We start from the raw sequence: 26,114 nt of genomic DNA on the forward strand, positions 1-26,114 counted from the left end.
GGACGGGCTTGCGAGCAGGGTGGTCAGCCTTTGATGCCGCTGCGGGCGACACCTTCGATCACGTAGCGCTGGACGAACACGTACAGGATCAGCACCGGTACGGCGGCGACGGTCGCACCGGCCATGATCACCGGGTAGTCGGTGGTGTAGGCGCCCTGCAGCAGGCTCAGGCCGGCCGGCAGGGTGAGGCGTTCGGGACTGAACAGCACGAACAGCGGCCAGACGAAGTCGTTCCAGTTCGCCAGGAACGACAGCACCGTCAAGGTGGCCAGCGCCGGCTTGGCGTTCGGCAGGATGATCCGGGTGAAGACGATCCAGGCGTTCGCGCCGTCGATCAGCGCGACCTCCTCGAGCTCCTTCGGGATGGCCAGGAAGAACTGCCGCATGAAGAACACCCCGAACGCACCGGCGGCCCCTGGGACGACCAGCGCCCACAGCGTGTCCAGCCAGCCGAGGTTGTCCATCAGCAGGTAGTTCGGCATCAGGAAGACGAAGCCGGGGATGAACAGCGTCAGCAGGATGAAGCTGAAGATGAAGTTCTTTCCGCGGAACTCCATCCGGGCCAGCGCGTAGCCGGCCATCGACGCCACCACGACGACCAGGGCCGCGTGCAGCGTGGCGGCGGCGAAGCTGTTCAGCGCCCACCGCAGCACCGGGTTCTGGCCGCCGGTGGTGAGCACCTCTCCGAACGCGCGCCCGCTCGGGTCCTGCGGGATCAGCGTCGGCGGGTCGGCCTGCGACTCACCGACGGTCTTGAACGAGGTGATCACCATCCACAGCAGCGGGACGATCACCAGCAGGGTCAGCAGCACCACCATCACCCAGAAGGCGGCGGACGGTCGGCGCCTCATGATTTGCGCTCCCTCATCAGTGCGAACGTGATCAGCGCGACGATCGACAGGCAGATCGCCAGCAGGTAGCTCATCGCCGACGCCTGACCCATCCGGAACTGGCTGAACCCGGTGTCGGTGATCACCATCAGCGCCGTCCTGGTGGTGTCGCCCGGTCCGCCCTGCGTGATCAGCAGCGCCTGGCCGAACATGTTCGCGCTGGCCAGCAAGGTGATCGTGACGATGAAGACGGTGACCGGACGCAGGCCCGGCAGCGTGACGTTGCGGAACTGCTGCCAGGTGTTGGCCCCGTCCAGCTCGGCCGCCTCGTACTGCTCGGCCGGGATGTCCTGCAGACCGGCCAGGAAGATGATCGCGTTGAAGCCGGCCGTCCACCACACCGTCACCGCGACCAGCGCGACGAACGCCCACGGCTGCTCCGTGGTCCAGCCGATCTCCGGGATGCCGAACACCCCGAGGAACGCGTTCAGGATGCCGAAGGTGGTGTCCAGGATGTAGCGGAACATCAGGCCGATCACCGCCACGCCCAGCACGTACGGCGCGAAGTACACCGCCCGGAAGAACGTCCGGCCCGGGAACTTGCGGTTCAGCAGCACGGCCAGACCGAGCGGTACCACCACCAGGAACGGCACCGACGCGAGCGTGAAGATCCCGGTCGCCCGCATGCCGTGCCAGAACGGCTCGGCGGTCGCCGACAGCGGGTCGAACAGGTCCTTGTAGTTCTGCAGTCCGACGAACGGCTTGCCCGGCAACTGGAAGTCCCAGTCGTGCAGGCTCATCCAGATGCCGAAAATGGCCGGCCCGATCACGAACAGCACGAACAGCAGCAGGTACGGCGCGAGAAACAGGTACGGCGTGGCGCGACCGTACCCGCGCACGCCCGTGGAGGCACGGGCACGCCGCCTGCGCAGCGTGCCCGCACTGGCCTCGGCCGCCATGATCAGGCGCCGTACTTCTTGCGGTTGGCCTCCAGGATCTTGTCCGCCCGCGCGGACGCGTCGGCCAGCGCCTTGGCCGGCTCGGCCTTGAGCAGGACGGACTCGTTGACCGCCTTGTTCAGCTCGGCCAGCGCGTCACCGATGCCCGGCACCGGCGGCGGGAAGTGCAGGTCGTCGATCTGGGTGGCCAGCGCGGCCTGCTCCGGCAGCGCCTTGAACTCGGCCGAGTCGCGGACCTGCTTACGGGCCGGCACCTGGCCGCCCTTGGCCCACTCCAGCGACTTCTGGCTGACGTAGTTGACGAAGACCCGCGCGGCGGTGGACTTGTTCTGGTCCGGCGTCTTCAGCTTCGGCAGCACGAACTGGTGCGAGCCGGCCCAGGCCGCCTTGGTCCCGCCGATGTTCGGCAGCGGGGCGACACCCCACTCCAGGCCCTTCTTCTCCTTGAACGTGTTGATGTTCCAGATGCCGTTCCAGACGAAGGCGTTCTTGCCGTTCATCACCGCGATGTTGTCGGCGTCCTGGGCGACGTTCTTCGGGCTGTGGCCGTTCTTCACCAGGTCGGTGAACCAGGTCAGTGCCTTCACGCCGGGCTCCTCGTGCCACACGGCCTTCGAGGAGTCCTCGTTGAACAGGTTGCCGCCGTACTGCCACAGCAGCGCCTGCACGCTCAGTACGCCGGTGAACGGGAACGGCGTGGCCCAGTGACCCTGGATGCCCTTGCCCTTCAGCGCGTCCAGCGCCGCGGCGTACTCTTCGGCGGTGGCCGGGGGCTTGGCCGGGTCGAGACCGGCCTGCTCCATCAGCTTCTTGTTGTAGAAGAACCCGAGCGGGTGCACGTCGAGCGGGATGCCGTAGCGCTTGCCCTCGTACTCACCGGCCTGCCAGACGACGTCGGCGAAGTCCTCCTGCTTGAGGTCGAGCGCCTTGGCCACGTCGTCGAGCGGCTCGATCACGTTGCGTGCGGCGTTGGTGGCCAGCGAGTCGACGTGCATGATCGCGACCGCGGGACCGCGGCCGCTGCTCACCGCGGTGGGCAGCTTCGTGTAGTAGTCGGCCCACTGCATCACGGTCATCTTCACCTTGATGTTGGGGTTCTCGCTGTTGAACTGGTCCACCAGCTTGCGCATGAACGGGCCGTCACCACCGGTGAAGCCGTTCCAGAAGTCCAGCTCGACAGCCGGGCCGTCGTAACCCTTCGCGCCGCCGTCGCCGGTGGCGGGCGCCGCGCCGGGGTTGCCCGCCGAGCCTTCGCCGCAGCCGGCCAGGACGCCTGCCGCTCCAAGTGCGCCGATACCGCCCAGCACGAGTCGCCGGTTGATGGTGTTCACCGTGTACCTCCAGGGGAGAGCCTGATCATGTGCCACGAAGCAGGAGGCAGCGTGGCGCGGCAGATGCCGTGGTCGATTCCGGTCCCGTCGACCGGTCGAGGGACGACCCGGTCCGGCTGGGCGGCTGTGTTCACCGCGGCCCGGTCGTCGTCGGACAAACTCAGATGTTGCGTAACCAACAAGTTCCCGAACGCATGCAGCGGAACCTCCAGGTCGAGCGCGTCGGTCTCGTGGCGGTTCACCACGAAGATCACCACCTCGCCCGTGCTGTCCTCGTACGTCGCCGTGCTCCACAGAGCCGGGACCTCGCCGTACGCCGCGGTCTGCACGGTCGGGCCGGAGACCTCGGTGCGCAGCACGGTCGAACCGGCGTGCTGGGCGGTCAGCGCGAACGGGTGGAACGTGGTCTGCCGCCAGGCGCGGCCACCGGGCTCGGTCCGGATCGGGCCGATCACGTTGACCAGTTGCGCAAGGCACGCGATCTTGACCCGGTCGGCGTGCCGCAGCAGCGTGATCAGCAGGCTGCCGACCACCACCGCGTCGTCGACGGTGTAGGTGTCCTCGATCAGCGGGCTCACCTCGCGCACGTCCAGGCCGAGCTCGCCGGGGAAGTGCTGCTGGTACCAGACGTTCCACTCGTCGAAGGAGAGCGTGATCTCCTTGTCGCTGCGCTTGAGCGCCTTGACGTGGTCGGCGGTCGCGACCACCGAGGTGATCATCCGGTCCATCTCCTCGGCCGCGGCCAGGAAGCTGGCCTGGTCGCCGTCCTTGGGCTCGTAGTACGCGTGCAGGCTGATGTGGTCGACCAGGTCGTAGGTGCGCTCCAGCACCGTGCGCTCCCAGTCGCCGAACGTGGGCATCCCGGCGTTGCTGGAGCCACAGGCAACCAGTTCCAGCCCGGGGTCGACGCGGCGCATCGCGTTCGCGGTCTCCTCGGCCAGCCGGGCGTACTCGTCGGCGGTCTTGTGGCCGATCTGCCAGGGGCCGTCCATTTCGTTGCCCAGGCACCAGACCCGGATGTCGTGCGGTTCCTTGCTGCCGTTGGCGACCCGGCGGTCCGGCAACGCGGTCCCGGCCGGGAGATTGCAGTACGACAGCAGCTCGACGGCCTCCTGGATCCCGCGGGTGCCCAGGTTGACCGCCCAGATCGGGTCCACGCCGGCCTTGCGGGCCCAGGCGACGAACTCGTCGGTGCCGAACTGGTTCGGCTCGATCGCCCGCCAGGCCAGGTCCAGCTTGCGCGGCCGGTCCTCCTTCGGTCCGACGCCGTCCTCCCAGTTGTAGTTGGAGACGAAGTTGCCGCCGGGGTAGCGGACCGCGGTCACGCCGAGCTCACGCACCAGCGCCAGCACGTCGGTACGGAAGCCGTCCACGTCGGCGTCGGGGTGGTCCGGTTCGTAGATCCCGGTGTAGACGCAGCGGCCCATGTGCTCGACGAACGAGCCGAACAGGCGCCGATCCAGGCTCCCGACCACGAACGCGGGATCCACGGCGAGTCGTGCCACTGGCCCTCCAGAGTTCTTTACAACGTTTACCGGGATTTCTACATCGATTAACATCGCCTGTAAAGACCTGACCACCCGGCAACTGGTCCGGTCCACTGCGCACACCGTGGCAGACTGCGGCGAGCACGCATCGGAAGGGGGCCAGGATGGTGACGAGGCTGAGCGACGTGGCGGCACGGGCCGGCGTCTCGGTGAAGACGGTGTCCAACGTCATCAACAACTACCCGCACATCACCTCGCAGACCCGGGCCAAGGTGCAGGCCGCGATCGAGGCGCTCGACTACCGGCCGAACGTCAGCGCCCGGTCGCTGCGCAAGGGCCGCTCGGACTTCATCGCGCTGGCCATCCCGGAGATGGCCTCGCCGTACTTCGCGGAGCTCGGCGCCGCGATCTCGCGGGCGGCCAAGAAGCGCGGCATCACCGTGCTGATCGACCAGACCGAGGGTGAAGCGGCCGCCGAGAAACTGGTCCTGGACGGGATGCGCGGCCAGTTGATCGACGGCATCATCTTCTCCCCGATCACCACCTCACCGGCCCGGATCGGCGAGACCGAAACAGCCAAGCCGATCGTGCTGCTCGGCGAGCGCGACGCCGGCGGCAAGCTCGACCGGGTCGCCGTCGACTCGGTTCAGGCGGCGTACGACGCGACCACGCACCTGGTCTCGCTGGGCCGGCGCCGGATCGCCGCGATCGGCGTCGGCGGTGGCGCGGGCACCGGAACGGTCCGCCGGCGCGGCTACCGCCAGGCGCTGAAGGCGGCCGGGCTCGCGCACGACCCGGCGCTCGAGCTGGCCGGTACCGGGTACCACCGCGAGGACGGCGCGGCCTCGATGCGCGAGCTGCTCGCCCTGCCGAAGCCGCCGGACGCGGTGTTCTGCTTCAACGACTTGCTCGCGCTCGGCGCGCTGCGGACGCTCGCCGAGGCAGGGCTGTCGGTCCCGGACGACGTCGCGGTGGTGGGCTTCGACGACATCGAGGACGGCCGCTTCCACTCGCCGTCACTGAGCACGATCTCGCCGGACATGGAGTGGCTGGCCGACAACGCGGTCGGGCTGCTGCTCGACCGGATCGCCGGCCACGGTGCGGCCGAACGCCGCGACCTCACCGTTCCGCACACGTTGAAGATCCGTGAGTCGACGGGCGGTTAGCAGATGGTGGCGCGGGTGGTGAGGTCGGCGGTCATGCGCGCGCCTCAGGCGACGGTGCACCCTCGGGCCTGACCGCCGACAGCCGCAGCGCCAAGCCCTGCCGGACGGCGGGGACGTGCCCGAGCAGGTGGAGGACGAAGTTGCGGGCCGGGCGCAGGAGCTTGGGGGCGGTCGCGATCCGGGTCAGGCGGTGGGCGAGGGAGACGACGCCGAGTGCCTCGGCGCGCGCCTGGACGGCGTACTGGTCGATGGCCCGCTCGTCGCCCGTGGTCAGGGCGGTGGACAAGGCCTCGCCGAGGGTGAGGGCGTCGCGCAGGCCGAGGTTCATGCCCTGACCGCCCGCGGGGCTGTGCGTGTGGGCGGAGTCGCCGGCCAGCACGACTCGGCCGTTCCGGTACGCCGCGGCGACCCGTTCGTGGATTCGGAACCGCGATCCCCACACCACTTCGGTCACCCGGACGGAGGCGCCGCGGCGCGATGAGCCGTGCCCACCGGCCCCGGGCCCACCCGCCCGAGCGCGGCCGATGGGGGTCGGGCCCCGGGTGTCGAGCAGGTCTTGCGCGTAGGCGACATCGAGCTGTTCGGGCGCCTCCTCCACCTCGGCGACCAGCCGGAACGAGCCGTCCGGGAGCGGGGCGACGACCAGTACGCCTTCGGTCGCCAGGTAGAGCTCGACCTGTTCGCTTCGCAGGCCGCCGTCGACCCGGACGTCGGCGAGGCTGAAGGAGAGCGGGAGTGTGTCGGTGGTGTCGTCGCCGAGGCCGGCGAGGTCGCGAATCCGGCTGTGCATCCCGTCGGCCGCCACGACGTACCGGGCGGTGAGCGTGTCGCCGGTGTCGAGGGTGACGGCCGCGTGGTCGTCGTACTGGGTGATGCCGGTGGCGGCGCACGGGCGGCGCACTGTCCCGCCGAGCTCCTCGAGCCGCTCGAGCAGCACCTTCTCGGTGAGGTGCTGCGGAATCATCAGCGTGTACGGGTACTTGGTCGGCAGTCCGTCGAACGGGACGCCGATCAGTTCGCGGCCGCCGTCCCGGATGCTGAAGCCCGCGGCCGGGACGCCGAGCGCGACCAACCGGTCGCTGACGCCGATCCGCTCCAGCATCTCCAGCGTCCGGGCGTGCACGACGGCCGCCCGCGACGTGTTCGCTCCCTCGGCCAGCCGGTCGAGCACCACGACCTCGTGCCCCGCTCCCGCCAGCACGACACCCACCGCCAGACCGACCGGCCCGGCTCCGACCACCACGACATCCGTCATCTCCGCCTCCCAAGTCAACGCTTGTTGACTCCGACGGTACGGCGCTGCGCTGGCCAAGTCAACACCTGTTGACTAGGGTGTCGCCCATGCGACGCACGGGCGACGAAACCAAGGCCGCGATCCTCACCGCGGCCCGCGAGCGATTCGCGACCGACGGCTACGAGCGGGCCACCATCCGGTCGATCGCGGCCGACGCGGCGACCGACCCCGCGCTGGTGATGCGGCACTTCGGCAGCAAGGAGAAGCTCTTCGCCGCCGCCGCGGACTTCGACCTGCACCTTCCGGACCTGTCGACGCTGCCGAGGGAGAAGCTCGGCACCGCTCTGGTCGACCACTTCCTCCGACGCTGGGAGGAGGACGACACGCTGCAGGCGCTGCTCCGGGCGGCGGTCACCAACGAGGTCGCCGCCGAGCGGATGCGGCAGATCTTCACCGGCCAGCTGGCGGTCGCCGCCACCGGCCTGTCCGACGACGCAGAGCGCCGGGCCGGTCTGGTCGCCTCACAGACTCTCGGCCTCGGGCTGTGCCGGTACGTGCTGAAGCTCGGCCCGCTCGCGGAGATGCCGAGAGCAGCGGTCGTCGCCTGGCTCGCGCCGACGGTCGAGCGCTACCTGACCGCTCCCGATCCGACGGTCTGACGGCAGGCTCGGAGCCGGTACGTCAGGTGCGGGCGCGTTTGCGGCGGCTCTTGGTTTCCTGGAGGAACAGCCAGGCCAGCGCCGCGCCGACGACGAAGCCGCCGAGGTGACCCTGCCAGGAGATGTTCGGGAACGTGAACGAGATGACCGCCGTGATCGCCACGTAGACGAGGATCCAGGTCACGTCCATGCCGCGCGCCTTGCTGATCACCAGCAGCGCTCCGACCAGTCCGAGCACGGCACCGGACGCGCCGAGCGTGGCGCCGATCGGGTTGCTCAGCATCCAGACGGCGACACCGCCGCCGACGGCGGACAGGAAGTACAGCAGGATGAAGCGCAGCCGGCCGAGCATCTGCTCGAGCGGGGGACCGACCTGGTAGAGCATGAACAGGTTGGAGAAGATGTGGAAGATCTGCAGGTGGGTGAACGCCGACGTCAGCAGGCGCCATGGCTCGGTGTCCACCAGCGCCGGGACCAGGACCAGGTCGTTCACCAGCCGGCTGTTGCTGCTGCGGACCGCGATGAAGACCAGCACGTTGACCGCCAGCAGCGTCAGCGTGACGACCTGGGTGTTGCCCCGCGCGACCCCGCCCAGCGACGTCCGGGTCTTCGGCACCGACTTCACGCCCTCGTTGAAGCAGGAGGGGCACTGGAAGCCGACCGACGCCGTGTTCATGCAGGCCGGGCAGATCGGCTTCTCGCAGCGCTGGCAGCGCACGCCGGTGGGCCGATCCGGGTGCCGGTAGCAGACGGTCTCGGTCACGGCCTGATCCTCTCGGTGGATCGCTGACAGATCGCCGAAGTCACGAACGGCCGATCCGGAGATCGGCCGCCGTGGCAACGAACAGTGCAGAAGTGCTGGGTGGTGCCGAAGGTCAGTTGGTGCGGGTCTCGATCTTCACGCTGTTGATCACGATCGGCTCGACCGGACGGTCGGCGGCACCGGTCTTCGCGGTGGCGATCGCGTCGACGACCTTCTTCGACTCGTCGTCGGCGACCTCGCCGAAGATCGTGTGCTTGCGGTTCAGGTGCGGGGTCGGGACCACGGTGACGAAGAACTGCGAACCGTTGGTGCCGCGGCCGAACTGGATGCCCGCGTTCGCCATCGCCAGCAGGTACGGGCGGTCGAACTGCAGGTCCGGGTGGATCTCGTCGTCGAAGGCGTAGCCCGGCGAGCCGGTGCCGGTGCCGAGCGGGCAGCCGCCCTGGATCATGAAGCCGTCGATCACCCGGTGGAAGCCGAGGCCGTCGTAGAACCGCTCGGTCTTCTTCTCACCCGTCTCCGGGTCGGTCCACTCCTGGGTGCCCTCCGCGAGACCGACGAAGTTCTTCACCGTCTTCGGCGCCTGGTTGGGGAACAGCCTGATCACGACGTCGCCCTTCGTCGTCTGCAGGGTCGCGAACAGTTCTTCGGCCACGGGAGTACTCCTCATCGAATAGCAACTGACGCCCTCGATCCTGTCACGACGGATCAAGTTCGCACCGACCGACCGGCCGGGAAAGCCCAGCCGGACCGGCCGGCGGCCCGGGACAACGTTTGCCCACCGGCCCGGCCGCGATCGCGGGTGAACCCGCGCCGGGGCGGCCGGTTTATCGGCTGGGTACGTCGTACGATGCAGATGCAGCCGGATTTGTCCAGAAGCCGTACAGGTCGTCCCACTCCGTCGCTGGGCCGGACCGAGCCCGCGGCGCGGGCGACCATCGAGGAGGAACCGTGGGTTTGTTGAAGTCCAAGGGCCGGGTCGAGACCGCGAAGGACCGGGTCCGGCCGCTTGCCGAATCGGCGTCGCAGAAGGTCGGACCGGTGGCGGGCCAGGTCCGCGACCACCTCGGGCCGGCCGTGGGCACCGCACGGGAGAAGGTGTCGCCGTACGCCGAAAAGGCCGTCGAGCGCGGCGCCTCGATCGCGCACACCGCGGTGGAGAAGGCCGGACCCGTGATCGACGACGCGCTGAGCAAGGTCGGACCGGCCACCGAGCACGCCGCCGAGAAGGCGCGTGAGCGGTTCAACGACGACCTGCTGCCGAAGGTGACCGCCGCGCTGGCCGCCCTGGCCGCGGCCGCGGAGCCGGTGGTCGAGGAGACGTCGCGCCGCGGCAAGGCGACCAAGGCCGCGCTGCGGGGCGAGCTCCAGGTCCCGAAGAAGACCCACAAGCTGCGCAACTTCGCGCTGCTGCTGGGCTTCGGCGCGCTGGCCGCCGCCGCCGTCCGCAAGCTGATGACCCCGCCGGAGCCGGCCTGGCAGTCGACCCCGACCAGCGGCCGCGACTACAGCTCGGCCCCTTCCGGTACGACGTCGCGTCCGTCCGCGGACAAGCCGGCCGCGGACAAGACCGAGACCGCCAAGCCCGAGGCCGCGAAGACCAGCACGACGACGACCGGTACCTCGACGACCGGTACGTCGACGACCGGCGCCACGCCGGCCGGCGGCCCGACCGGCACCTCGACCTCGAACGGCAAGACCGAGACCGAGGCAGACAAGAGCGACGACGCGAAGACCGATGAGGCCAAGGCGGCGTCGAACGGCACCGCCAAGAAGGCCACCCCGTCGGCCCGCAAGCCGGCCGGTGGCGGGAGCCCGGACAGCGGCAAGCCGTCCAACTCCTGACCTGCTCCGCAACGGCGAAGGCCGCGACCCCGACGGGTTCGCGGCCTTCGTGCTGTCCGGGCCTCAGCTGATGGGATCGTCGCGCGGGTCGTCCGCGAAGACGTCCACGTCGTCGTACTCGTCGTTCGGGCCGCGGGTGGTGGAGATCCGGCCGGCCGACAGCAGCTGCGTCGCGTACCGGTGGGTGATGCACGGATAGGTCGCCCCGCAGTGCAGACAGACGGCGTCGTTGCGGTGCAGCCACGGCAGGACGCCGAACCGTTTCATCCTGGTCAGCGGCTCCCGGTCCGGAGCGTGCAACTGGAGCGCCTCCCGCGCGGCGTTCTGGATCTCCGGCGCCGACCACTCCTCGGCGCTCTTGTCCATCAACGCGTGCAGGTCCGGGTGGAGCGGGTCGCCGGTGGTGACCGGGCGATCGGCTGGGGAGTGGCTCATCGTTCGTCTCCGGGCTGAAGGTCGGGGCGGGGTCCGGACCGGTCACACTGGAACGGTTGTCTGAAGCGTGTCAGTCCGGTCGCTCCGAGCGACCTTAGCCGTTCCGAGGGGTGGTTCGGCCACCGCCCGGCGGTACTCCTGAGTAAGGGTTCGGTCAGGTCGCGCCGGGCCGGGCGCTCAGCTCCAGAGGTTCTCGAAGGCGACCCGGGCCTCGAGCTCCAGCAGATGCCGCTTGCGGGGGATGCCGCCACCGAAGCCGACCATCTTGCCGCCCGCGCCGACCACCCGGTGACAGGGCACGACCAGCGGCAACGGGTTGCGGTTGCAGGCGACGCCGACCGCGCGGGCCGCGCCCGGATCGCCGACCGCCTTGGCGACGTCGCCGTAGGTCTGCATCTCGCCGTACGGGATGCGGGTCAGCTGCTGCCAGACCGCGCGCTCGAAGGCCGAGCCGCCGCGCACCGACAGCGGCAGGTCGAAGTCGGTCCGCTCGCCGGCGAAGTAGGCCTTGAGCTGCTCCTGGGTCTCGGTCAGCAGCGGATCGGGAACGGTGGCCGGCTCGATCCCCTCGACCACGCCGAACGACACCCGGCACACTCCGGTGTCGTCGACGGCCAGGGACAGGTCACCGATGGGCGAATCGATCACGGACCAGCGCATGGCTCCATCCTCCGCCCTGCCACCGACAGTTCTCGAGCGGCTGGACGCCCGGCAGAATGGACCGCGGAGCGTGACGCCGGCCACACAATGTCCTGGCGTCGTCACAGTGTGTGTGCTATTTCTGGGTCGCCCGCTTTCCACCTGGCAGCGAGGGGTGTTCGTGTCCAACCAGACCCCTGGCTCCGATCTGCCCCGCTACCTGCCCGGCACCTACCGTTCCAGCACCCCGCCGGCGGACCCGCGGTACGGCGTACCGGAGGCCGGCGGCGCGCATCTGGTGCCGAAGCGGCCGCCGCAGCCGCCGCAGGATCGGTGGTTCACCTCCGAGCACGCGATGGGCCTGGCGGCCTCGATCATGATCGGCGTGGTCACGGTGATGAGCTGGGCCACCGCCTGGTCGGACTGGAACTCCTACCGCACCCTGCGCCGGTACGGCGGCGACCCGAGCCGGATGGACGACGCCGACCTGATCTCCGGGCTGTTCGGCATCATCGCCGCGCTGGCGCTGTTCGTCGCGGCCACGGTGTTCATCGTCTGGCTGTGGCGGGTCCGCTGGAACGCGGAGATGTTCTGCCGCGGCGAGCACCGCTACACCCGCGGCTGGGTGCTCGGCGGCTGGATCGTCCCGGTGGTCAACCTCTGGTACCCCAAACAGGTCGTCGACGACATCGTCGCGGCCAGCGATCCGCGCACGCCCCCGCACATCCCGACCCTGCGCGGCATCCCCGGCACCCGGCTGGTCTGGGCCTGGTGGCTGACCTGGGTGGTCGGGCTGGTGCTCGACAACGTCGGCCAGCGCAGCGTCCTGGACGGCGTACCGCAGCTCGGCGAACTGCGGCAGAACGCCTGGATGGCGACCGTCTCGGCGGTCAGCACGACGGCGGCGGCGGTGCTCGCGATGCTGCTGATCCAGCGGATCAACGACCTGCAGACCCAGCGGCCGTGGACCCCGTGGTGGGCGATCGACCCGGCGAGCGGCCCGGCGCATGGCGGCGCTGGGAATCCTGCGTCGTAAACCAACCCGTCACGCACCGTCCAGTGAGTCGTTACAAGTGGTGATGTCCGTTGGAAAAGAACTCGTTAAGTCGATACCCTCCGTGCTGGGCTCGGCTCCCCACGGGTACTTACTTCGTGGTATCAATGGGGCTCGGTCACGCGGGGGCAGGATTCGACCGAAACGCCGAACAGACGGAGTTCCAGCAACGCGAGGGACGCACGACGTGAGCCACCCGCAAACGGCGGTCTTGTCCGCTGTCGAAAACAACGACGAGTGGCAGCCGCATGCTGCTGAGGAGTTCCAGCAGGTCGGCACCGTCGGCAAGATCGCGATCGGTCTGCTCGGCGCCTCCACCCTCACTCATCTGCTGTCCACCTGGTCGGACTGGAACACCTACGGTGTCGTCAACCAGTACCTGGGCGGCGGGCTGAACGTCGACGACGCGGACCTGAACCGGGCCGACACCCTCTCCCGGCTCACCTCGATCCCGAACGTGATCGTCTCGGTCGCCGCCGCCGTGGTCTTCGTGATCTGGCTGTGGCGGGCCCGGGTGAACTCCGAGGTGTTCTGCCAGGCCGACCACCGCCGCAGCCACGGCTGGGTGCTGGCCAGCTGGTTCTGCCCCGGACCGAACCTGATCTATCCCAAGCAGATCGTGGACGACGTCTGGCTGGCCAGCGATCCGAAGACCCCCGTGTACGCCGACGACCTGCGCCGATTCAGGCCACCGCTGCTGACCCAGGTGTGGTGGATCACCTGGGTCGGCGCGCTCGCGTTCGACGTGGTGGTGCGCCGGTTCCTGATGTGGATGGACCCAACCGTCGGCACGCTGCGCGGCATCGCGCTGGCCGGCACGGCGTCGCTGCTGCTCACCGCGGCGGCCGCGGTCGGCGGCACGCTGGTGATCCGCAAGATCAACGCCATGCAGACCAGCCGCGAGTGGATCCCGTGGTGGGACCAGCGCGAGCCGAAGCTGACCGCCGTCCCGACGTACGCCGACGACGACACCTCCGAGCAGCCGCCGATCACCGAGCCGATCGCGGCACCGGCCCTGCGCCTGGAGCGCTCGCCGGAGCGGCAGACCGGCTACAACCAGCAGCCCCCGAACCAGTACGACGCGCCGGCCGCGAGCAGCCCGCTCGGCGCCGGACCCGGCCTGGCCGGCGGATCGCCGTTCGCGGCGCCCGCAGCGAGTGCGCCCACCCCGTTCGCGGCGCCCGCGGCGAGTGCGCCCACCGAGGACGAGGCGCCGGCCTGGAGCCCGTTCGCGCCGGTCGTGGAGACCTGGCAGGACGGCGGCCCGGCCACCGAGCAGTTCAGCCCGATCGAGACCTGGCAGGACGAGCCCGGCCGCGTCGAAGAGGCCACCCCGTCGTACCAGCAGACCGCGTCCGGTCTGGAGCTGCCGAGCTGGGCGAGCACCACGAGCTACAGCTCGACCGATGACGACCTGCTGTCGACTCCGCTGCCGAGCTGGCAGGCCGAGACGGTCGCTCCGCCGACGCTGGCCGAGACCCAGCCCGACCCGTACTCGTACCAGCCCGAGCCCGCCCCGGCGCCCGAGCCGGAGCAGCCGTCCTGGGCGTCGACCTACGCGCAGGGCTACTCCTACGAGACCACGTCCGACTACCTGACCTCGTCGGCGCCGATCCCCGCGCCCGAGCCGGAGCCCGCACCCGTTGCGCGCGCTGGTCGCCGGGCCGCTCGGGTCGCGGTGGACAGCCCGTCGACGGTGCAGCCCGCGGCGCCGGTCTTCCAGGAGCCGGCGTTCCAGTCGCCGGCCGCGGACGACGACTACCTCACGCCGTCGAAGCCGCTGCCGCCGGTCCCGTCGTACGGGCCGGAGCCGAGCGAGCCGAGCTACGCCCCGGAGCCGACCTACGCGGCGTACGACGCCCCGGCGGTGCCGACGAGCTACGAGACGGCCTACACCCCGGACTACAGCTCGTCGTACACGGAGTCGACCTACTCCGACTACAGCTCCTCCTACGCGCCGGCCGAGCCGTCGTACGAGTCGTACAGCTCGACGTACGACTCCTACAGCGCGGGTTCGTCGGCGAGCAGCAGCTACTCCGACACGAGCTACGACTACAGCCCGAACTACGCGCCCGAGTCGTACGCGCCGGACTCCGGCTCGACCGAGCACTCGCAGCCGGCCGAGTCGCCGTACCAGCAGACGCCGTACTCGTACGAGCCCGCGGAGCCGCCGGCCGACGCCGAGGACACCGGCGAGCACAGCGCCCCGAGAACCCATCCCCGCCGCCGCTGGGTCTGACCCAGCCCCCGGCCCTCCCCGAGAGGCCTGGTCCCGCGTCCGGGATCAGGCCTCTTTTCCATCCTGCGCGGAAAGCGTTTGCACGTTAGGGTGGGTGAGCATGACCCTGGCTTTCTCCACGCTCGGCTGCGCCGGCGATCCGCTCGAGACCGTGCTCGACCTCGCGAAGGCCAACGACTGCTCGGGCCTCGAACTGCGCGCCGCCGACGACGAGTTCACCCACGTCGGGCTGACCCCGGCCGAACGCCGCACGCTGCGGAGCCGGATCGAGGACGCCGGGCTGGAGATCCTCGCGGTCGACAGCTACGTCCACTTGTGCGGCGTCGAGGAGCAGCCCCTCACCGAGCACCTGGAGCTCGCGCACGACCTCGGCGCTCGCGGCGTGCGAGTGTTCATGCGCGACGACCCGAAGGACGACGGCGCCCCCGCCGACTCGCCGACGCCGGGCGAGTTTCGCGCGATGGACCGGATCCAGCAAGCCTCCACCGAGGTCAGCGTGCTGCTGGAGACCCACGACACGCACTCGTCCGGCCGCAGCATCGCCGCGTTCTGCGCACTGCTCGACCGCGAAGTCCCGGGCCACAACGCGAAGGTGATCTGGGACGCCGCGCACACCCGGCGGACCGGTGAGACTCCGGCCGAGTCGCTCGAACTCCTGCGGCCCTGGCTGGAGTTCGTCCAGATCAAGGACCACGACTCCCGGCAGGACTTCAAGCCGGTCCGGATCGGCCTCGGCGACTATCCGATCGGCGACCTGCTGCGCGCCCTGGACGGGACGGACTATCGCCTCTCGCTGGAGTGGGAGCGCAAGTGGCACGCCGAGCTTCCGCCGCTGGCCGAGGCGCTGCCCGCCACGCGCGCGTGGATCGCCGGCCAGAGCGGTTCAAAATCGAACTAATTGGCCTAGGCCACAATTGGGAATCGGTTGTGCCTCGACGCATGACGCCGGGCACTGGTGACTCGTCAAACAGGTGAAGTCCCGACGGGGGACCTTGCAGCAGTGAAGGACATTCGCGATGAGCGCTACGAGCGTGCGGCTGTGGTTCCGGTGAGTCCGCGGGCGGTGGACAAGCGGGCCCGGCCGGGCAACGAAGGTGGAACGCCGGCGACGGAACCGGCTGCGGATCTGACCGGGTTCGGTCAGGCGGAGGAGATCGTCACCGCCGGGGACCCGGTGGAGGCGGACCACACCTGACCAAGGCCGGTCAGCCCCGCAGCATCAGGCAAACGTCGCCGAACTCGTGCCAAAGGTAGTGCTGCTCCAGCGCCGCGTCGTACGCCTGCTGGACGACGGCACCGCCGACGACGGACTCGAGCAGGAGCAGGTGGGACGCCTCGGGCGCGTGCATGCCGGTGATCAGCCCGTCCACGACCACGGCCGGCCGGTCGGGGCCGAGGACCAGCTCGGTCCAGCCGCTCGACGCCGCGACGGATCCGTCCGGTCGCGCTGCCGACTCGATCGCGCGTACTGCTGTCGTGCCGACGGCGATCACCCTGCCGCCGTTGGCCTTCACCCAGTTGACCAGCCGTGCGGTGGGTTCGGATACGGCGTACCGCTCGGGCAAGGGTGGTTCGTGGCTCTCCAGTGACGACACTCCGCAGTGCAGCAGGATCGGCGCGATCAGTACGCCGGCCGCCGCCAGCTGACTGACCAGCTCGAAGCTGAACGGCCTGCCCGCGCTCGGCATCTCCGCCGAACCCGGCTGGTTGGCGAACACGGTTTCGTAGAACCCGAGCGGCCACTGCCGGTCGACGTACTTGTAGGTGATCGGCCGCCCGTGCTTGCGCAGGTACGCGACCACGTCGGCCGCCGGGGGCTGCGCCCGCCACAACCGCGTCAAGCCTGGCTGGTACGGCCCCAGCAGCGTCAGTACGCCGTCCGGCAGCTCCACCTGGTCACCGGTCGACGCGTCCAGCATCGGCGATCCCCCGCTGCGCAGCTCGACCACCCAGGTGCCGTCGTCCAGCGCTGTCGAGAAGTGCACGACCACCGGTGTCACGCCGGCCCCGCTCACCCACGAGCCGTCGACAGCCGCGGCCAAGGTGCCGGACGTGTTCACCAGCAACAGATCGCCGGGCCGCAGGTGTTCGCCGATCCGGTCGAATCGGGTGTGCTTCACGGCCGACCCCTCCGCGACCAGAAGCTTCACCTCATCCCGGGCCAGCCCGCGGGCCTCCGGCGGCTCGACCGCGTTCAGCTCGTCGGGCAGCGTGAATCGGGTCTGTGGATGGACTTTCACGACGTCACCGCCGGTGCGAACTCGGCCGCCCGGTAGCGACCACTCGCCGGCCGGCTGTCCAGCAACCCGAGCAACGCCGGTACGACGGTCGCCGGCTCGGGCCGGTCGGAGATGTCCTCACCAGGGAAGGCGGCCTGGTGCATCGCGGTCCGCAGGTCGCCGGGATCGACGGCGTACACGGCGAGCTCGGGATGCTCCGCGCCGAGCACCGCGCTCGCGTGGTCCAGCGCGGCCTTCGCCGAGCCGTAGCCGCCCCAGCCTTCGTAGGCCTCGACGGCGGCGTCGGAGCTGATGTTGAGCACGATGCCCGAGGCCTTGCTCAGTTCGGGAATCAGCGCCTGGGTCAACGCGATCGGCGCGATCACGTCGACTTCGTACACCCGGCGCAGCTCCTGCAGGTCGGCGCCGGCCAACCGCTGCAAGGGGCTCGGCCCGAGGTAACTCGCGTTGTTCACCAGCAGATCCAGCCGGCCGAGCTCGCCGACCGCCTCGACCAGATCAGCGCGGTGTTCGGCGTCGGTCACATCGCCGGCCAGGGGAACCACATCGGTGTTCGCGGCCAACGTGTCGGCCGCGTCCTTGAGCGCGTCGGCGCCGCGGGCGTCGATGATCAGGGCCCAGCCGCGCTCGGCCAGGCCCTGGGCCAGTGCCAGCCCGAGCCCGGCCGAGGCGCCGGTGACCAGAGCAACGGGACGATTCTGTGAAGAAGTCATGCCCGCCACTCTCATCGTTCAAGTGGACTTGAGGTCAACCCTTCGGTCAGGACGTGTAGATCTCGTACTCCGAGAGCTGACCGGCGGGCCAGCCCGTGTTGCCGGTGAAGGTGAGGCGGACGTAGCGGGCGCCGACAGCGCTGGGCAGCGTGATCGTGGCGGTGTTACCGGTTCCTGGGTCGAAGGTGCGACCGGCCGCCCCGGCGAGCTGGGTGTACGCCGATCCGGTGGTGCTGCCGTGCACCGCGATGGTCTGCGTGCGGGTCGCCCACGCCGCGCTCGGTGGGAGTTTCAGGACCAGCCGCTTGACGTTCTGGGTGCTGCCGAGGTCGACGGTGAGCGACTGTGGCCAGGCGTTGTTCGCGCTTTCCCAATAGCTGTTGGCGTTTCCGTCGACGGTGTTGGCCGGTGTGTAGTTCTGCACCTGGCTGGTCGCGGTGACCGGCTTGCCTGCCGCGAGGTTGCCGGTCGGCTGACCGGGATCGGTGCCGCCGCCGGTCCCGGGCTCGACCCAGGTGCAACCACTCCACGTCGAGTCCCAGCCGCTGTTGCCGGCTCCACGGTTCACTGCGAACGTCCCGCTGGGATAGGCGCAGTTGTAGACGCCGGCCCGTCCGACTCCAGTGGCCCGGACGTTGCTGACCGTCGCCGATCCGGTCGTCTCGGCCTGGAAGGCGAACGTCCCGGCACCTTCGATCGACCCGCCGTCCACGATCACGTTCTGGACCGCCCGTCCGGCGCCGCCACCGTCGACGAACTGGTACGCCGACCACGGGCTGGCGACCAACCGGTTGTTCGTCAGCCTGACCTGGGCGTTGATCGGGCTGTCGTACGCGTCCACCCGGATCGCGCCGTGCGGGTGGTTCTGTCCCCAGTTCGGGTTCATCGACCCGGTCCGGACCAGGGTGTTGCCGGAGACGTTGATCGTCCCGGCCAGCGGGAAGAACGGCGACCCGAACGACTGGTTCGAGATCGCGATGCCGCCGCCGAGCGGGTTGGTGTCCTGGATGAGGTTGTCCCGCACCGTCATGTCGGTACCGCCGTAGATCGCGATGCCGTTCGCCAGGTTCGGCTGCACGATCGTGTTGTTGGCGAACACCGAGCTCCGGTTGGCCGCGTGCAGCGACCAGGCGGCCAGCGCGTCGTCACCGGTGTTGCGCAGGTAGTTGTTCCGCACCTGCGCGTTGTACGCCGTCCCGTTCAGGTTCAGGCCGTCGGCGGTGAGGTCGTAGAAGCGGTTGTTCTCGACCACCAGGTTGTCGTTGTTGCCGGTCAGCCAGAGCCCTACCTTGAGGTGCTGCAGCCACAGGCCGGAGACCACCGAGTTGGGGCCGAGGCTGCCGTTGACGAAGTTGTCCGGCGAGTAGTCGTTCCGTTCGGTCACCTCGCCGATCACGGCGAAGTCGTGCAGCCGCACGTTGCCGCCGCCGTTCGGGCGATCGATCAGATGGTGGCTGAGCAGCGTCGAGTGCCAGCGCCCGGCGCCGCGGATCGTCACGCCGTCGGGGTTGATCGTGCCACCGACCTTGTACCGGCCCGGCGGAATCCAGACCACGCCGCCGGAACCGCGGGCCGCGTCGATCGCCTGCTGGATCGCGCCGGTCGAGTCGTTGGCTCCGTTCGGGTCGGCGCCGCGACTGGTGATCGAGATCGATCCGGCCGGCTGACCGGCCGGCCCGGCGACGTTCTCGAACTCGACGTCGTCGATGGTGTACGGGCCGGCGGTGTTCTCGCCGTCGACCTGGAGCTTGATCTTCGCGCCGGCGTTCACGGTCCGGCCGAGTTGCAGCCGCGCGTGGTCGTAGAGCTTGTGGGTGCGCGACCCGGCGATCCAGCTGGTGTCGAGATAGCTGTACTTCGAGGTGACGGCGAGCTGCTGGGACAGCTTCTGGCCGTCGATGTAGACCGACAGGGTGCCGGAGCGGCCGTCCGGAACGGCGTACGCGACGGTGATCGCGTTGGTGGTGGCCGGCGCGGTGAACTCGACGTACTGGCCGCCGTTGAGCGTGACGGCCTGGCGGTTCGAGGCTTCGGCAGCGAGGGTGCCCTGGGTGTAGCTGGGGCCGATCTTGCTGCCGTTGGTGGCCGAGTGCTCGGCCTCGACGATGGTGAAGGGCAGCGACGCACCGACGGCTTGGACGGCGGCCGGCGTTGTGGGGGCGGCGACGGCGGGGGACAAGCCGATGGCTGCGAGGGCGGAGGTCGCGGTGACGGCGAGCGCGGTGATCCGGCGGCCGGGACGCCTGGGGGCGGGATCTCTGGGGGCGGACATAAGAGGCACCTTCCTCGGGGGCGGAGGGGAGGAATTTCGCCACACCTTAAGGATGGGAACATCTTTCTGCAATAGTTCGACTGCTTTGCGCAACTTCGCGACAGGTGTCGAGTGCTGCCACTATGACGTGCGTGACTGGGCTACGTGAGCGGTGGAACGACCTCCTGCCGGACGCGGCCGCGCTGGCGGACGACCTGGTCGCGCGCTACCGGGTGGACGATCGGCGCGCCTACCGCGAGCAGTACCTGCAGGGAGTCCTGGACGCGCTCGGCGTCCTGGACCAGCTCAGCACCGATCCGACCGCGGTCTACCTCGCCGCCTGGTTCCACCGCGCGGTCCACGAGCCCGGAGGCCGACCGGCCGCCGACGCCGAAGCGTCCGCCGTACTGGCTGAGCAGAAGCTGCCGTCGTACGGCGTGACCTCGACCCGGACCGCCGAGGTCGCACGGCTGGTCCGGCTGACCGTCACCTCAGCGTCTCCCGACGCCGGCCCGAACGCCGACGTCCTGCTCGACGCCGTCAACGCGACCCTGGCCGGCCCGAGCTACGCGGTGCACGCCGCCGAGCTCCGCCGAGACGGCGACGACCGTGTCACGACGGTCAAACAGCGTCACGCCGCGGTCCGCGAACTGCTCGACGGGCCGATCTACCGCACTCAGCTCGGCCGCGACCGGTACGACGCGGCCGCGCGCGCCAACCTCGCCCGCGAGCTCGAGCTCCTGGACGCCGAGATCCCCGCGCCCTGGCGTGGGTGGCGCCGCGCGGCGCTGATCGGCGTCGCGGCGGTCAGCCCGCTCGTCGCGGCGTTCGCTGCCTTTGTGGCGACAGACACGCGGTGGCAGTCTTCGATCCGCGCGGAGTCCGCCTGGCGGCCGGGACTGCTCTGTGTGCTCGCCCTCGTCGCGGTCCCGCTGCTCTTCGCCGGCGCTCGGCGCAGTGATCGGTGGGCCAGGATCGGTACGGGCCTGGTGACTGTCGCCGCAGCGGCGGGACTGGTGGTCGCGATCGTGCTGATCCCGGACCACACCGCCTCGAACGGGCCCGGTGAACGGGTTCCGCTGGTGGTCGTCTCACTCGCCCTGCTGCTGCTCGGCGGTCTCGCCGCGTTCGTCTCGGCGTCGCTGACCGGACCGCTGCCGGCGCCCAACCGGGGTCAGCTCCTGGCCGGCGCCACGGCGGCCGCACTGGTCGTCGCCGCCACCGTCTTCGTCGCGGCCCCGATCGGTCGTGAGTACGTGCTGAGCGCGAACGAGCGCGTCACCGGGACGACCGCGCCCGAAGCCGCGGAGCTGCGGTCGGAACTGACCGGGCGAATCGCCTGGGAGAGCCCGGCCAGTTCGCTGCGGGCCGAGGCCGTCGGCGTCCCGACCCGCTACGGCATCGCCATCGCCCGGCAGACCGGCTCGGTCGAGCTGCTCGCTCCGGGGACCGGCGACGTGCTGTGGCGCTACTCCCGGGCCGACTCCGACGACCGCCCCAAGCTGTCCGTCACGGGTGGCGGCCGGTTCGTGCTCGCGGAGTTCGACGACATCGGCTACCTCCTGCTCGACGCGGCCACTGGCCACCGCGCGGCAGCCTGGCCGCGCGGCACGCGGGACCACACGCTGGAGAACGCCGATCCGCTGCTGACCGGAGAGCAGGTCGCCAAGGGGTCGGACAAGTTGCGTGGCGTGAACGACGACGGTGAGGCGCGCTGGACGTTCGAGCCCGGCCGGTGCACCAGCATCACCGCCACCGCCACCGCGGACACGGTGGTCACGTTCCTCAACCGCAGCTGCGGTGACGCGACGGACGAGATGACCGCGCTGGATCTCGAGACCGGCAAGCAGCTGTGGTCCCGGCCGGCGGACTGGGTCGGCGACACCGAGGTGACGGTCGACGATCTGGTGATCGGTGTGGAAGCGCGCGCCGGCTCCCGCGGGACGCTGGTCGCTCTCGAGGCACGCAGCGGCGAGGTCGCCTGGCGCTGGCCGCTTCCCGCTGCCTGGACCTGCAACAGCAAAGTGGTCTCGGCCGGCCAGCAGGTGGTTCTGCTGAACTGTCCCTCCGCGGCGAGCAGGTCGACCGCGGTTGTCGCCACGGTCGTCGACGCCCGGACCGGGGAACTCGCCTGGCAGCAGACAGTTCCCGGCTTCGTCGGCAAAGACGTCGCGGTCACCACCGACGCGCGGGTCGTCTGGCTCCAGGAGACGGGCAGAGCGTGCGATCTGATGGTGCTCGGCCAGACCGGTCAGCGCCGGGTCACGCTGCCGGAGGGCATTGTCTGCCGGCGCGGCGTCCACGCGGCCGGCAACCAGGTTCTGGTGTCGGGCGAGAACGCGGTCATCGCCCTGCAGTGAGCCTCAGGCCTCGGGCAGCAGGATGCCCGGGCTGAGAATGTTGCCTGGATCAACGATTCGCTTGACCGCGCGCAGACTGCCGATCGCGAGCGCTCCGACCTCGGCGGCGTACGCGTCGCGGTGGTCGGTGCCCACCCCGTGGTGATGCGTGATCGTCCCGCCGGCCGCGGCGATCGCCGTACCGGCTGCTGCTTTCGCCTGCCGCCATTGGTGAATCGGGTCGGCCGCCTGGGCGCAGACGACGGTGAAGTAGAGCGACGCGCCGGTCTCGTAGACGTGCGACACGTGGCACAGGACCAACGGCGGCGTACCTTGCCCGCCGAGCGAGTTCGCCAGCGCTTCGGTGACAGCCGTCTTGAGCGCCGGCAGCTTCGACCAGAACGCGGCGGTCTCCAGCGTCTCCACCAGCGCACCTTCGTCGAGCAGCGGATCACGCAGGTACGGCGCGCGGTACCGGCCCTTGCGCCACGTCTCGCCGGGACCTTCGCCGAGGCACTCGCCACCCGCAGCCGAGAGCACCTCGGCCACAGCGGCTCGGCGTACGGCGGTCGCCGTGCCCTCGAAGCCGACGATCACCTGGACGCCGCTCGCGCTGCCGAGCACGTCGGGGTCGGCCAGGTTGACGGCCGTCTCGGCCTCGTCCGACAGCCGCAGCACGGTCGGCAGCGGTCCGTCCTGCGCGAGCCGGCGCACGGCGTCGAGTCCCTGCGCGAAGCTGCCGAACCGCCAGCCCTCGAAGAACCGCTCGACCGGACGCGGGCGGATCCGCACCACGACCGAGGTGATGATCCCGAGCGCGCCCTCCGATCCGAGCCACAGCTGCCGCAGGTCAGGCCCGGCGGCGGACATCGGCGCCCGGCCCAGCTCGACGGTCCCGCGCGGTGTCGCCACGGTCAGGCCGACCACCATCTGGTCGAACCGGCCGTAGCCCGCCGACGACTGCCCGCTCGACCGCGTCGCGGCGTACCCGCCGATCGACGCGCCTTCGTAGGACTGGGGGAAGTGGCCGAGGGTGTAACCCCGCGCGGCCAGCGCCGCCTCCGCGGCGGTCCCGCGCATCCCGGCCTGCAGCCGTGCCGTCCGGGAGATCTCGTCGAGTTCGCTCAACTGGTCGAGCCGGCGCAGATCCACCGTCACGAACGGTGTGGACGGCGCCAACCCTCCGACGACCGACGTTCCGCCGGCGTACGGGGCGACGGCGAGGCCCAGCTCGGTGCATAGCTCGAGCAGGCGCAGCACGTCGTCGTGCGATCCGGGGAAGACCACGGCCTCCGGCATGTCCGACCGGTCGCCCGCCCGGAAGCGCAGGAGATCGGGGGTGGAGTAGCCGCGCGTGTGCGCCCAGCGGGTCTCGCCGTCGACCTTCACGTACTCGGCGCCGAGCAGGTCGACCAGAGCCTCCGGAACAGTTCCGTCGGCGGGAAGATCTTTCTGCTCGGCTCTAACCGGCCGCCGGACGCCGAGGTGCTGGAGCGCTGCGAGCGCGGCGTCGGGTACGTCGACCGGCTGGTCCGGGTCACCCCAGCGACCGGGCGTGAGTTGCACCACCGGCAGGTCGGACTCGGTCATGCGGAACTCCCCAAAGGTGATGATCGGAGGTACCGTCCGACTGTTCCGGCACCTCACGAGTCGCTGATACACTCTGACGCGTGATGTCTCAGCGTAGCAGCGACCTCAGTGATCTCGGGGCCACCCCGTCCGCCCGGCCCGCGCCGGCGAACGCGATCGGGGAGGAGCGGATCCTCGACGCGGCGTACGAGCTGCTGCTCGCGATCGGCATGCGCCGGATGACGATGGCCGACATCGCCCGGCACGCCGAGGTCTCCCGCGCGACGCTGTATCGCCGCTGGCCGAACGTGCAGGCCGTGGTGGCCGCGCTGATGACCCGGGAGTGGACCACCGCGCTGATGTCCGCCTTCCAGCCCGACGCCGTGGACGGACGGTCGCGGCTGGTCGAAGGTGTGGTCGAGGTGGTCGGCAAGACCCGGACGCACCCGTTGATGCGCAAGATCATCGAGCTCGACCCCGAGTTCCTCACGCCGTACCTGCTGGAGCGCCGGGGCAGCAGCACGGTCGCGCATCTCGCGCTGGTCGCCGAGGGCATCAAGGCCGGGCAGGCCGACGGTTCGATCCGGGCCGGCGACCCCGACTGGCTGTCCCGCCAGATCATCCTGGTCTCGCTGGCCTCGGCGGTCTCCGGGCCGGTGCTCGCCACTCACGAGGAGTATCCCCGCCTCGACGAGGAGCTGCGCGCGATGCTGACCCGCTACCTGGTGCCGGACCCACCGTCATGATCTCGGTCGGCAACTCCAGCCTGAACGCCGCCCGCCGGACCAAGGAGCTCGACTGGCTCGACACCCGGCAGCAGGTCGACGTCCTGGTCGTCGGCGGCGGGGTGACCGGTGCCGGCGTCGCGCTCGACGCGGCCGCCCGCGGTCTGACCGTCGCCCTGGTGGAGAAGCACGACCTTGCCTTCGGCACCAGCCGCTGGAGCTCGAAGCTGGTGCACGGCGGCCTCCGTTACCTGATCTCCGGCCACGTCGGCATCGCCTACGAGAGCGCGGTCGAGCGCGGCATCCTGATGAAGACCACCGCGCCACATCTGGTCCATCCGGTCCCGCAGGTCGCGCCTTGGTTGCCTGAAGCAAGGTTCATGCAGGCCGCGCTGATCCGCTCGGCCTTCCTGGGCGGGGACGTACTGCGCACCGCCGCGCACACCAGCGACGACTACCTGCCACACTCCCGCCGGGTCAGCTCGGCGGAGGTCCTGCGCTACGCACCCACCGTCCGGCCGCACGGTCTGCGCGGCGGCTTCCTGACCTGGGACGGCCAGCTGTACGACGACGCCCGGCTGGTCGTCGCGATCGCCCGGACCGCCGCCCTGTACGGCGCGCGCGTGCTGACCCGCTGCTCCGCCGAGCAGGTGACCGGCCAGGGCGCGGTCGTGGTCGACCAGTTGAGCGGCCGCCGGATCGACGTGGCGGCGCGGATGGTGATCAACGCCGCGGGAATCTGGGCCGGCCAGGTCGCGACCGGCGTAAAGCTGCGGCCGAGTCGCGGCACGCATCTGGTGCTGCCGCAGTCCGTCTTCGGCGACCTGTCGGCGGTGCTCACGGTGCCCGTTCCGGGGGAGCCGCGCCGGGTGGTGATGGCCATCCCCGCTCCGGACGGCCGGGTCTACGTCGGCCTGACCGACGAGGACGCGCCCGGCCCGGTCAGCGACGTACCGCGGGCCAGCGACGCCGAAATCGACTTCCTGCTGGACACGATCAGCGGAGCGGTCCGCCAGCCGATCACCCGGGCCGACCTGATCGGCACGTACGCCGGTCTGCGGCCGCTGCTCGACACCGGACACCACCGAGGCGAGGACAAGACGGCCGACATCTCCCGGCGGCACGCGGTGATCACCGCGCCGGACGGGCTGGTCACGATCGTGGGCGGCAAGCTGACGACGTACCGCAGGATGGCGCAGGACGCGCTCGACGCCGCGCTGAAACAGGCTTCGGTCGAGGTCCGCCGGCCGTGCCTGACGCATCGGATCCCGCTGGTCGGCGCGGCCGACCGGTCCCGGCTGGCGACGGTCGAGGCGCCGGCTCGCTTCGTCCAGCGGTACGGCGTGGAGGCGCCGGACGTGATCGCCGGGGATCCGGCGTTGCTGGAGCCGGTGGCGCCGGGGTTGGCGACGACACACGCGGAGCTGCGGTTCGCCGTACGGCATGAGGGGGCGTTGGACGAGGGGGACGTGCTCGACCGGCGGACCAGATTGGGGTTGTCGGCGGCCGATCGCGAGCTGGCGCTGCCGGCCGTGCGGGCGGCGTTCGCGTCGGTCTGATCGGCTGTTGGCCTGTGGACAACGGTGGGACGGTCCCCGCGCTGCGATAGCTTGTTGGTAGCGGCGACCTGGGGAGG

At 70.3% G+C, this 26,114-nt stretch carries 23 protein-coding genes; 10 read left to right on the top strand and 13 right to left on the bottom strand.

Annotated elements, in window-relative coordinates; translation table 11 throughout:
* Positions 1–23: 23 nt before the first annotated feature.
* From BWI15_RS32270 to arfA, 4 genes are read right to left on the bottom strand one after another with little or no spacing between them, the layout of a single operon-like run.
* Positions 24–851, bottom strand: coding sequence for a carbohydrate ABC transporter permease (locus BWI15_RS32270; RefSeq protein WP_077018295.1), 828 nt, complete (start codon positions 849–851; stop codon positions 24–26).
* Positions 848–1,789, bottom strand: a complete 942-nt coding sequence (locus BWI15_RS32275) for a carbohydrate ABC transporter permease (protein WP_077018296.1) — start codon at positions 1,787–1,789, stop codon at positions 848–850. The genes BWI15_RS32270 and BWI15_RS32275 overlap by 4 nt, the downstream gene beginning before the upstream one ends.
* Positions 1,790–1,791: 2 nt before the next feature.
* On the bottom strand, positions 1,792–3,120 hold the full coding sequence (locus tag BWI15_RS32280; protein WP_077018297.1) for an ABC transporter substrate-binding protein: 1,329 nt from the start codon (positions 3,118–3,120) through the stop codon (positions 1,792–1,794).
* Positions 3,117–4,625 carry an arabinosylfuranosidase ArfA gene (arfA, locus tag BWI15_RS32285; RefSeq protein ID WP_202817782.1) on the bottom strand — a complete coding sequence of 503 codons (1,509 nt, stop codon included), beginning with the start codon at positions 4,623–4,625 and terminating at the stop codon, positions 3,117–3,119. Before arfA ends, BWI15_RS32280 begins: the two co-directional genes overlap by 4 nt.
* A 146-nt stretch (positions 4,626–4,771) precedes the next feature.
* Between arfA and BWI15_RS32290 the strand changes: the two genes are divergently transcribed.
* Entirely contained in the window at positions 4,772–5,773 is a 1,002-nt protein-coding gene (locus tag BWI15_RS32290) for a LacI family DNA-binding transcriptional regulator (protein ID WP_077018299.1), read from the top strand.
* Positions 5,774–5,804: 31 nt separating this feature from the next.
* On the opposite strand, the gene BWI15_RS32295 is transcribed toward BWI15_RS32290, so the two are convergent.
* Positions 5,805–7,028 carry an FAD-dependent oxidoreductase gene (locus tag BWI15_RS32295; RefSeq protein ID WP_077018300.1) on the bottom strand — a complete coding sequence of 408 codons (1,224 nt, stop codon included), beginning with the start codon at positions 7,026–7,028 and terminating at the stop codon, positions 5,805–5,807.
* A gap of 86 nt (positions 7,029–7,114) precedes the next feature.
* Between BWI15_RS32295 and BWI15_RS32300 the strand changes: the two genes are divergently transcribed.
* Positions 7,115–7,666: a TetR/AcrR family transcriptional regulator gene (locus BWI15_RS32300; RefSeq protein WP_077018301.1), complete on the top strand. Its 552-nt coding sequence runs from the start codon at positions 7,115–7,117 to the stop codon at positions 7,664–7,666.
* Between the two features lie 22 nt (positions 7,667–7,688).
* Here BWI15_RS32300 and BWI15_RS32305 read toward each other — a convergent pair whose 3' ends face one another.
* Both BWI15_RS32305 and BWI15_RS32310 read right to left on the bottom strand, forming a co-directional pair.
* Positions 7,689–8,429, bottom strand: coding sequence for a rhomboid family intramembrane serine protease (locus BWI15_RS32305; RefSeq protein WP_077018302.1), 741 nt, complete (start codon positions 8,427–8,429; stop codon positions 7,689–7,691).
* 112 nt (positions 8,430–8,541) lie between these two features.
* Positions 8,542–9,084, bottom strand: a complete 543-nt coding sequence (locus BWI15_RS32310) for a peptidylprolyl isomerase (protein WP_441327745.1) — start codon at positions 9,082–9,084, stop codon at positions 8,542–8,544.
* Between the two features lie 296 nt (positions 9,085–9,380).
* Here BWI15_RS32310 and BWI15_RS32315 point away from each other — a divergent pair, with 296 nt between their 5' ends.
* Positions 9,381–10,274, top strand: a complete 894-nt coding sequence (locus BWI15_RS32315; protein ID WP_077018304.1) for a DUF5324 family protein — start codon at positions 9,381–9,383, stop codon at positions 10,272–10,274.
* 63 nt (positions 10,275–10,337) lie between these two features.
* On the opposite strand, the gene BWI15_RS32320 is transcribed toward BWI15_RS32315, so the two are convergent.
* Both BWI15_RS32320 and BWI15_RS32325 read right to left on the bottom strand, forming a co-directional pair.
* The gene (locus tag BWI15_RS32320; RefSeq protein WP_077018305.1) at positions 10,338–10,709 is read right to left on the bottom strand and encodes a hypothetical protein; all 372 of its coding nucleotides are present in this window, start codon (positions 10,707–10,709) and stop codon (positions 10,338–10,340) included.
* Positions 10,710–10,886: 177 nt separating this feature from the next.
* Positions 10,887–11,369 (bottom strand): methylated-DNA--[protein]-cysteine S-methyltransferase, encoded by a 483-nt coding sequence (locus BWI15_RS32325; RefSeq protein ID WP_077018306.1) that lies wholly within the window; start codon positions 11,367–11,369, stop codon positions 10,887–10,889.
* 160 nt (positions 11,370–11,529) lie between these two features.
* Between BWI15_RS32325 and BWI15_RS32330 the strand changes: the two genes are divergently transcribed.
* The 4 genes from BWI15_RS32330 to BWI15_RS39090 all read left to right on the top strand — a co-directional run bounded on the left by BWI15_RS32330 (position 11,530) and on the right by BWI15_RS39090 (position 15,836).
* Complete coding sequence (locus BWI15_RS32330) at positions 11,530–12,384, top strand: DUF4328 domain-containing protein (protein ID WP_237771549.1); 855 nt, start codon at positions 11,530–11,532, stop codon at positions 12,382–12,384.
* Positions 12,385–12,613: 229 nt separating this feature from the next.
* Positions 12,614–14,641, top strand: coding sequence for a DUF4328 domain-containing protein (locus BWI15_RS32335; protein WP_237771550.1), 2,028 nt, complete (start codon positions 12,614–12,616; stop codon positions 14,639–14,641).
* Positions 14,642–14,741: 100 nt separating this feature from the next.
* Positions 14,742–15,539: a sugar phosphate isomerase/epimerase family protein gene (locus BWI15_RS32340; protein WP_077018308.1), complete on the top strand. Its 798-nt coding sequence runs from the start codon at positions 14,742–14,744 to the stop codon at positions 15,537–15,539.
* Positions 15,540–15,641: 102 nt separating this feature from the next.
* The gene (locus BWI15_RS39090; RefSeq protein ID WP_143466037.1) at positions 15,642–15,836 is read left to right on the top strand and encodes a hypothetical protein; all 195 of its coding nucleotides are present in this window, start codon (positions 15,642–15,644) and stop codon (positions 15,834–15,836) included.
* 10 nt (positions 15,837–15,846) lie between these two features.
* On the opposite strand, the gene BWI15_RS32345 is transcribed toward BWI15_RS39090, so the two are convergent.
* The 3 genes from BWI15_RS32345 to BWI15_RS32355 are packed head-to-tail and all read right to left on the bottom strand — an operon-like array spanning position 15,847 to position 19,866.
* Positions 15,847–16,881: an S-adenosylmethionine:tRNA ribosyltransferase-isomerase gene (locus tag BWI15_RS32345; RefSeq protein WP_077018309.1), complete on the bottom strand. Its 1,035-nt coding sequence runs from the start codon at positions 16,879–16,881 to the stop codon at positions 15,847–15,849.
* Complete coding sequence (locus tag BWI15_RS32350; RefSeq protein ID WP_077018310.1) at positions 16,878–17,594, bottom strand: SDR family NAD(P)-dependent oxidoreductase; 717 nt, start codon at positions 17,592–17,594, stop codon at positions 16,878–16,880. Before BWI15_RS32350 ends, BWI15_RS32345 begins: the two co-directional genes overlap by 4 nt.
* A 46-nt stretch (positions 17,595–17,640) precedes the next feature.
* On the bottom strand, positions 17,641–19,866 hold the full coding sequence (locus BWI15_RS32355; protein WP_083751137.1) for a discoidin domain-containing protein: 2,226 nt from the start codon (positions 19,864–19,866) through the stop codon (positions 17,641–17,643).
* A gap of 122 nt (positions 19,867–19,988) precedes the next feature.
* Here BWI15_RS32355 and BWI15_RS32360 point away from each other — a divergent pair, with 122 nt between their 5' ends.
* Positions 19,989–22,205, top strand: coding sequence for an outer membrane protein assembly factor BamB family protein (locus tag BWI15_RS32360; protein ID WP_077018311.1), 2,217 nt, complete (start codon positions 19,989–19,991; stop codon positions 22,203–22,205).
* A gap of 3 nt (positions 22,206–22,208) precedes the next feature.
* Here the strand turns inward: BWI15_RS32360 and BWI15_RS32365 are convergent, their stop codons facing one another.
* Positions 22,209–23,774, bottom strand: coding sequence for an FAD-binding oxidoreductase (locus BWI15_RS32365; protein ID WP_143466039.1), 1,566 nt, complete (start codon positions 23,772–23,774; stop codon positions 22,209–22,211).
* Positions 23,775–23,857: 83 nt separating this feature from the next.
* Here BWI15_RS32365 and BWI15_RS32370 point away from each other — a divergent pair, with 83 nt between their 5' ends.
* Together BWI15_RS32370 and BWI15_RS32375 are read left to right on the top strand one after the other, a co-directional pair.
* Positions 23,858–24,499: a TetR/AcrR family transcriptional regulator gene (locus BWI15_RS32370; protein WP_083751138.1), complete on the top strand. Its 642-nt coding sequence runs from the start codon at positions 23,858–23,860 to the stop codon at positions 24,497–24,499.
* Positions 24,496–26,037, top strand: coding sequence for a glycerol-3-phosphate dehydrogenase/oxidase (locus BWI15_RS32375; protein WP_077018313.1), 1,542 nt, complete (start codon positions 24,496–24,498; stop codon positions 26,035–26,037). The genes BWI15_RS32370 and BWI15_RS32375 overlap by 4 nt, the downstream gene beginning before the upstream one ends.
* Positions 26,038–26,114 lie beyond the last annotated feature (77 nt).

It is taken from the genome of Kribbella sp. ALI-6-A, from assembly GCF_001984195.1.
GTDB lineage: Bacteria > Actinomycetota > Actinomycetes > Propionibacteriales > Kribbellaceae > Kribbella.

What these genes read in the sequence shown, in the direction of transcription:
- BWI15_RS32270 (WP_077018295.1), bottom strand. Translation starts at nt 851, where the DNA reads ATGAGGCGCCGACCGTCCGCCGCCTTCTGGGTGATGGTGGTGCTGCTG.
- BWI15_RS32275 (WP_077018296.1), bottom strand. Translation starts at nt 1,789, where the DNA reads ATGGCGGCCGAGGCCAGTGCGGGCACGCTGCGCAGGCGGCGTGCCCGT.
- BWI15_RS32290 (WP_077018299.1), top strand. Translation starts at nt 4,772, where the DNA reads ATGGTGACGAGGCTGAGCGACGTGGCGGCACGGGCCGGCGTCTCGGTG.
- BWI15_RS32295 (WP_077018300.1), bottom strand. Translation starts at nt 7,028, where the DNA reads ATGACGGATGTCGTGGTGGTCGGAGCCGGGCCGGTCGGTCTGGCGGTG.
- BWI15_RS32300 (WP_077018301.1), top strand. Translation starts at nt 7,115, where the DNA reads ATGCGACGCACGGGCGACGAAACCAAGGCCGCGATCCTCACCGCGGCC.
- BWI15_RS32320 (WP_077018305.1), bottom strand. Translation starts at nt 10,709, where the DNA reads ATGAGCCACTCCCCAGCCGATCGCCCGGTCACCACCGGCGACCCGCTC.
- BWI15_RS32325 (WP_077018306.1), bottom strand. Translation starts at nt 11,369, where the DNA reads ATGCGCTGGTCCGTGATCGATTCGCCCATCGGTGACCTGTCCCTGGCC.
- BWI15_RS32340 (WP_077018308.1), top strand. Translation starts at nt 14,742, where the DNA reads ATGACCCTGGCTTTCTCCACGCTCGGCTGCGCCGGCGATCCGCTCGAG.
- BWI15_RS32350 (WP_077018310.1), bottom strand. Translation starts at nt 17,594, where the DNA reads ATGACTTCTTCACAGAATCGTCCCGTTGCTCTGGTCACCGGCGCCTCG.
- BWI15_RS32355 (WP_083751137.1), bottom strand. Translation starts at nt 19,866, where the DNA reads ATGTCCGCCCCCAGAGATCCCGCCCCCAGGCGTCCCGGCCGCCGGATC.
- BWI15_RS32360 (WP_077018311.1), top strand. Translation starts at nt 19,989, where the DNA reads ATGACGTGCGTGACTGGGCTACGTGAGCGGTGGAACGACCTCCTGCCG.
- BWI15_RS32365 (WP_143466039.1), bottom strand. Translation starts at nt 23,774, where the DNA reads ATGACCGAGTCCGACCTGCCGGTGGTGCAACTCACGCCCGGTCGCTGG.
- BWI15_RS32370 (WP_083751138.1), top strand. Translation starts at nt 23,858, where the DNA reads ATGTCTCAGCGTAGCAGCGACCTCAGTGATCTCGGGGCCACCCCGTCC.
- BWI15_RS32375 (WP_077018313.1), top strand. Translation starts at nt 24,496, where the DNA reads ATGATCTCGGTCGGCAACTCCAGCCTGAACGCCGCCCGCCGGACCAAG.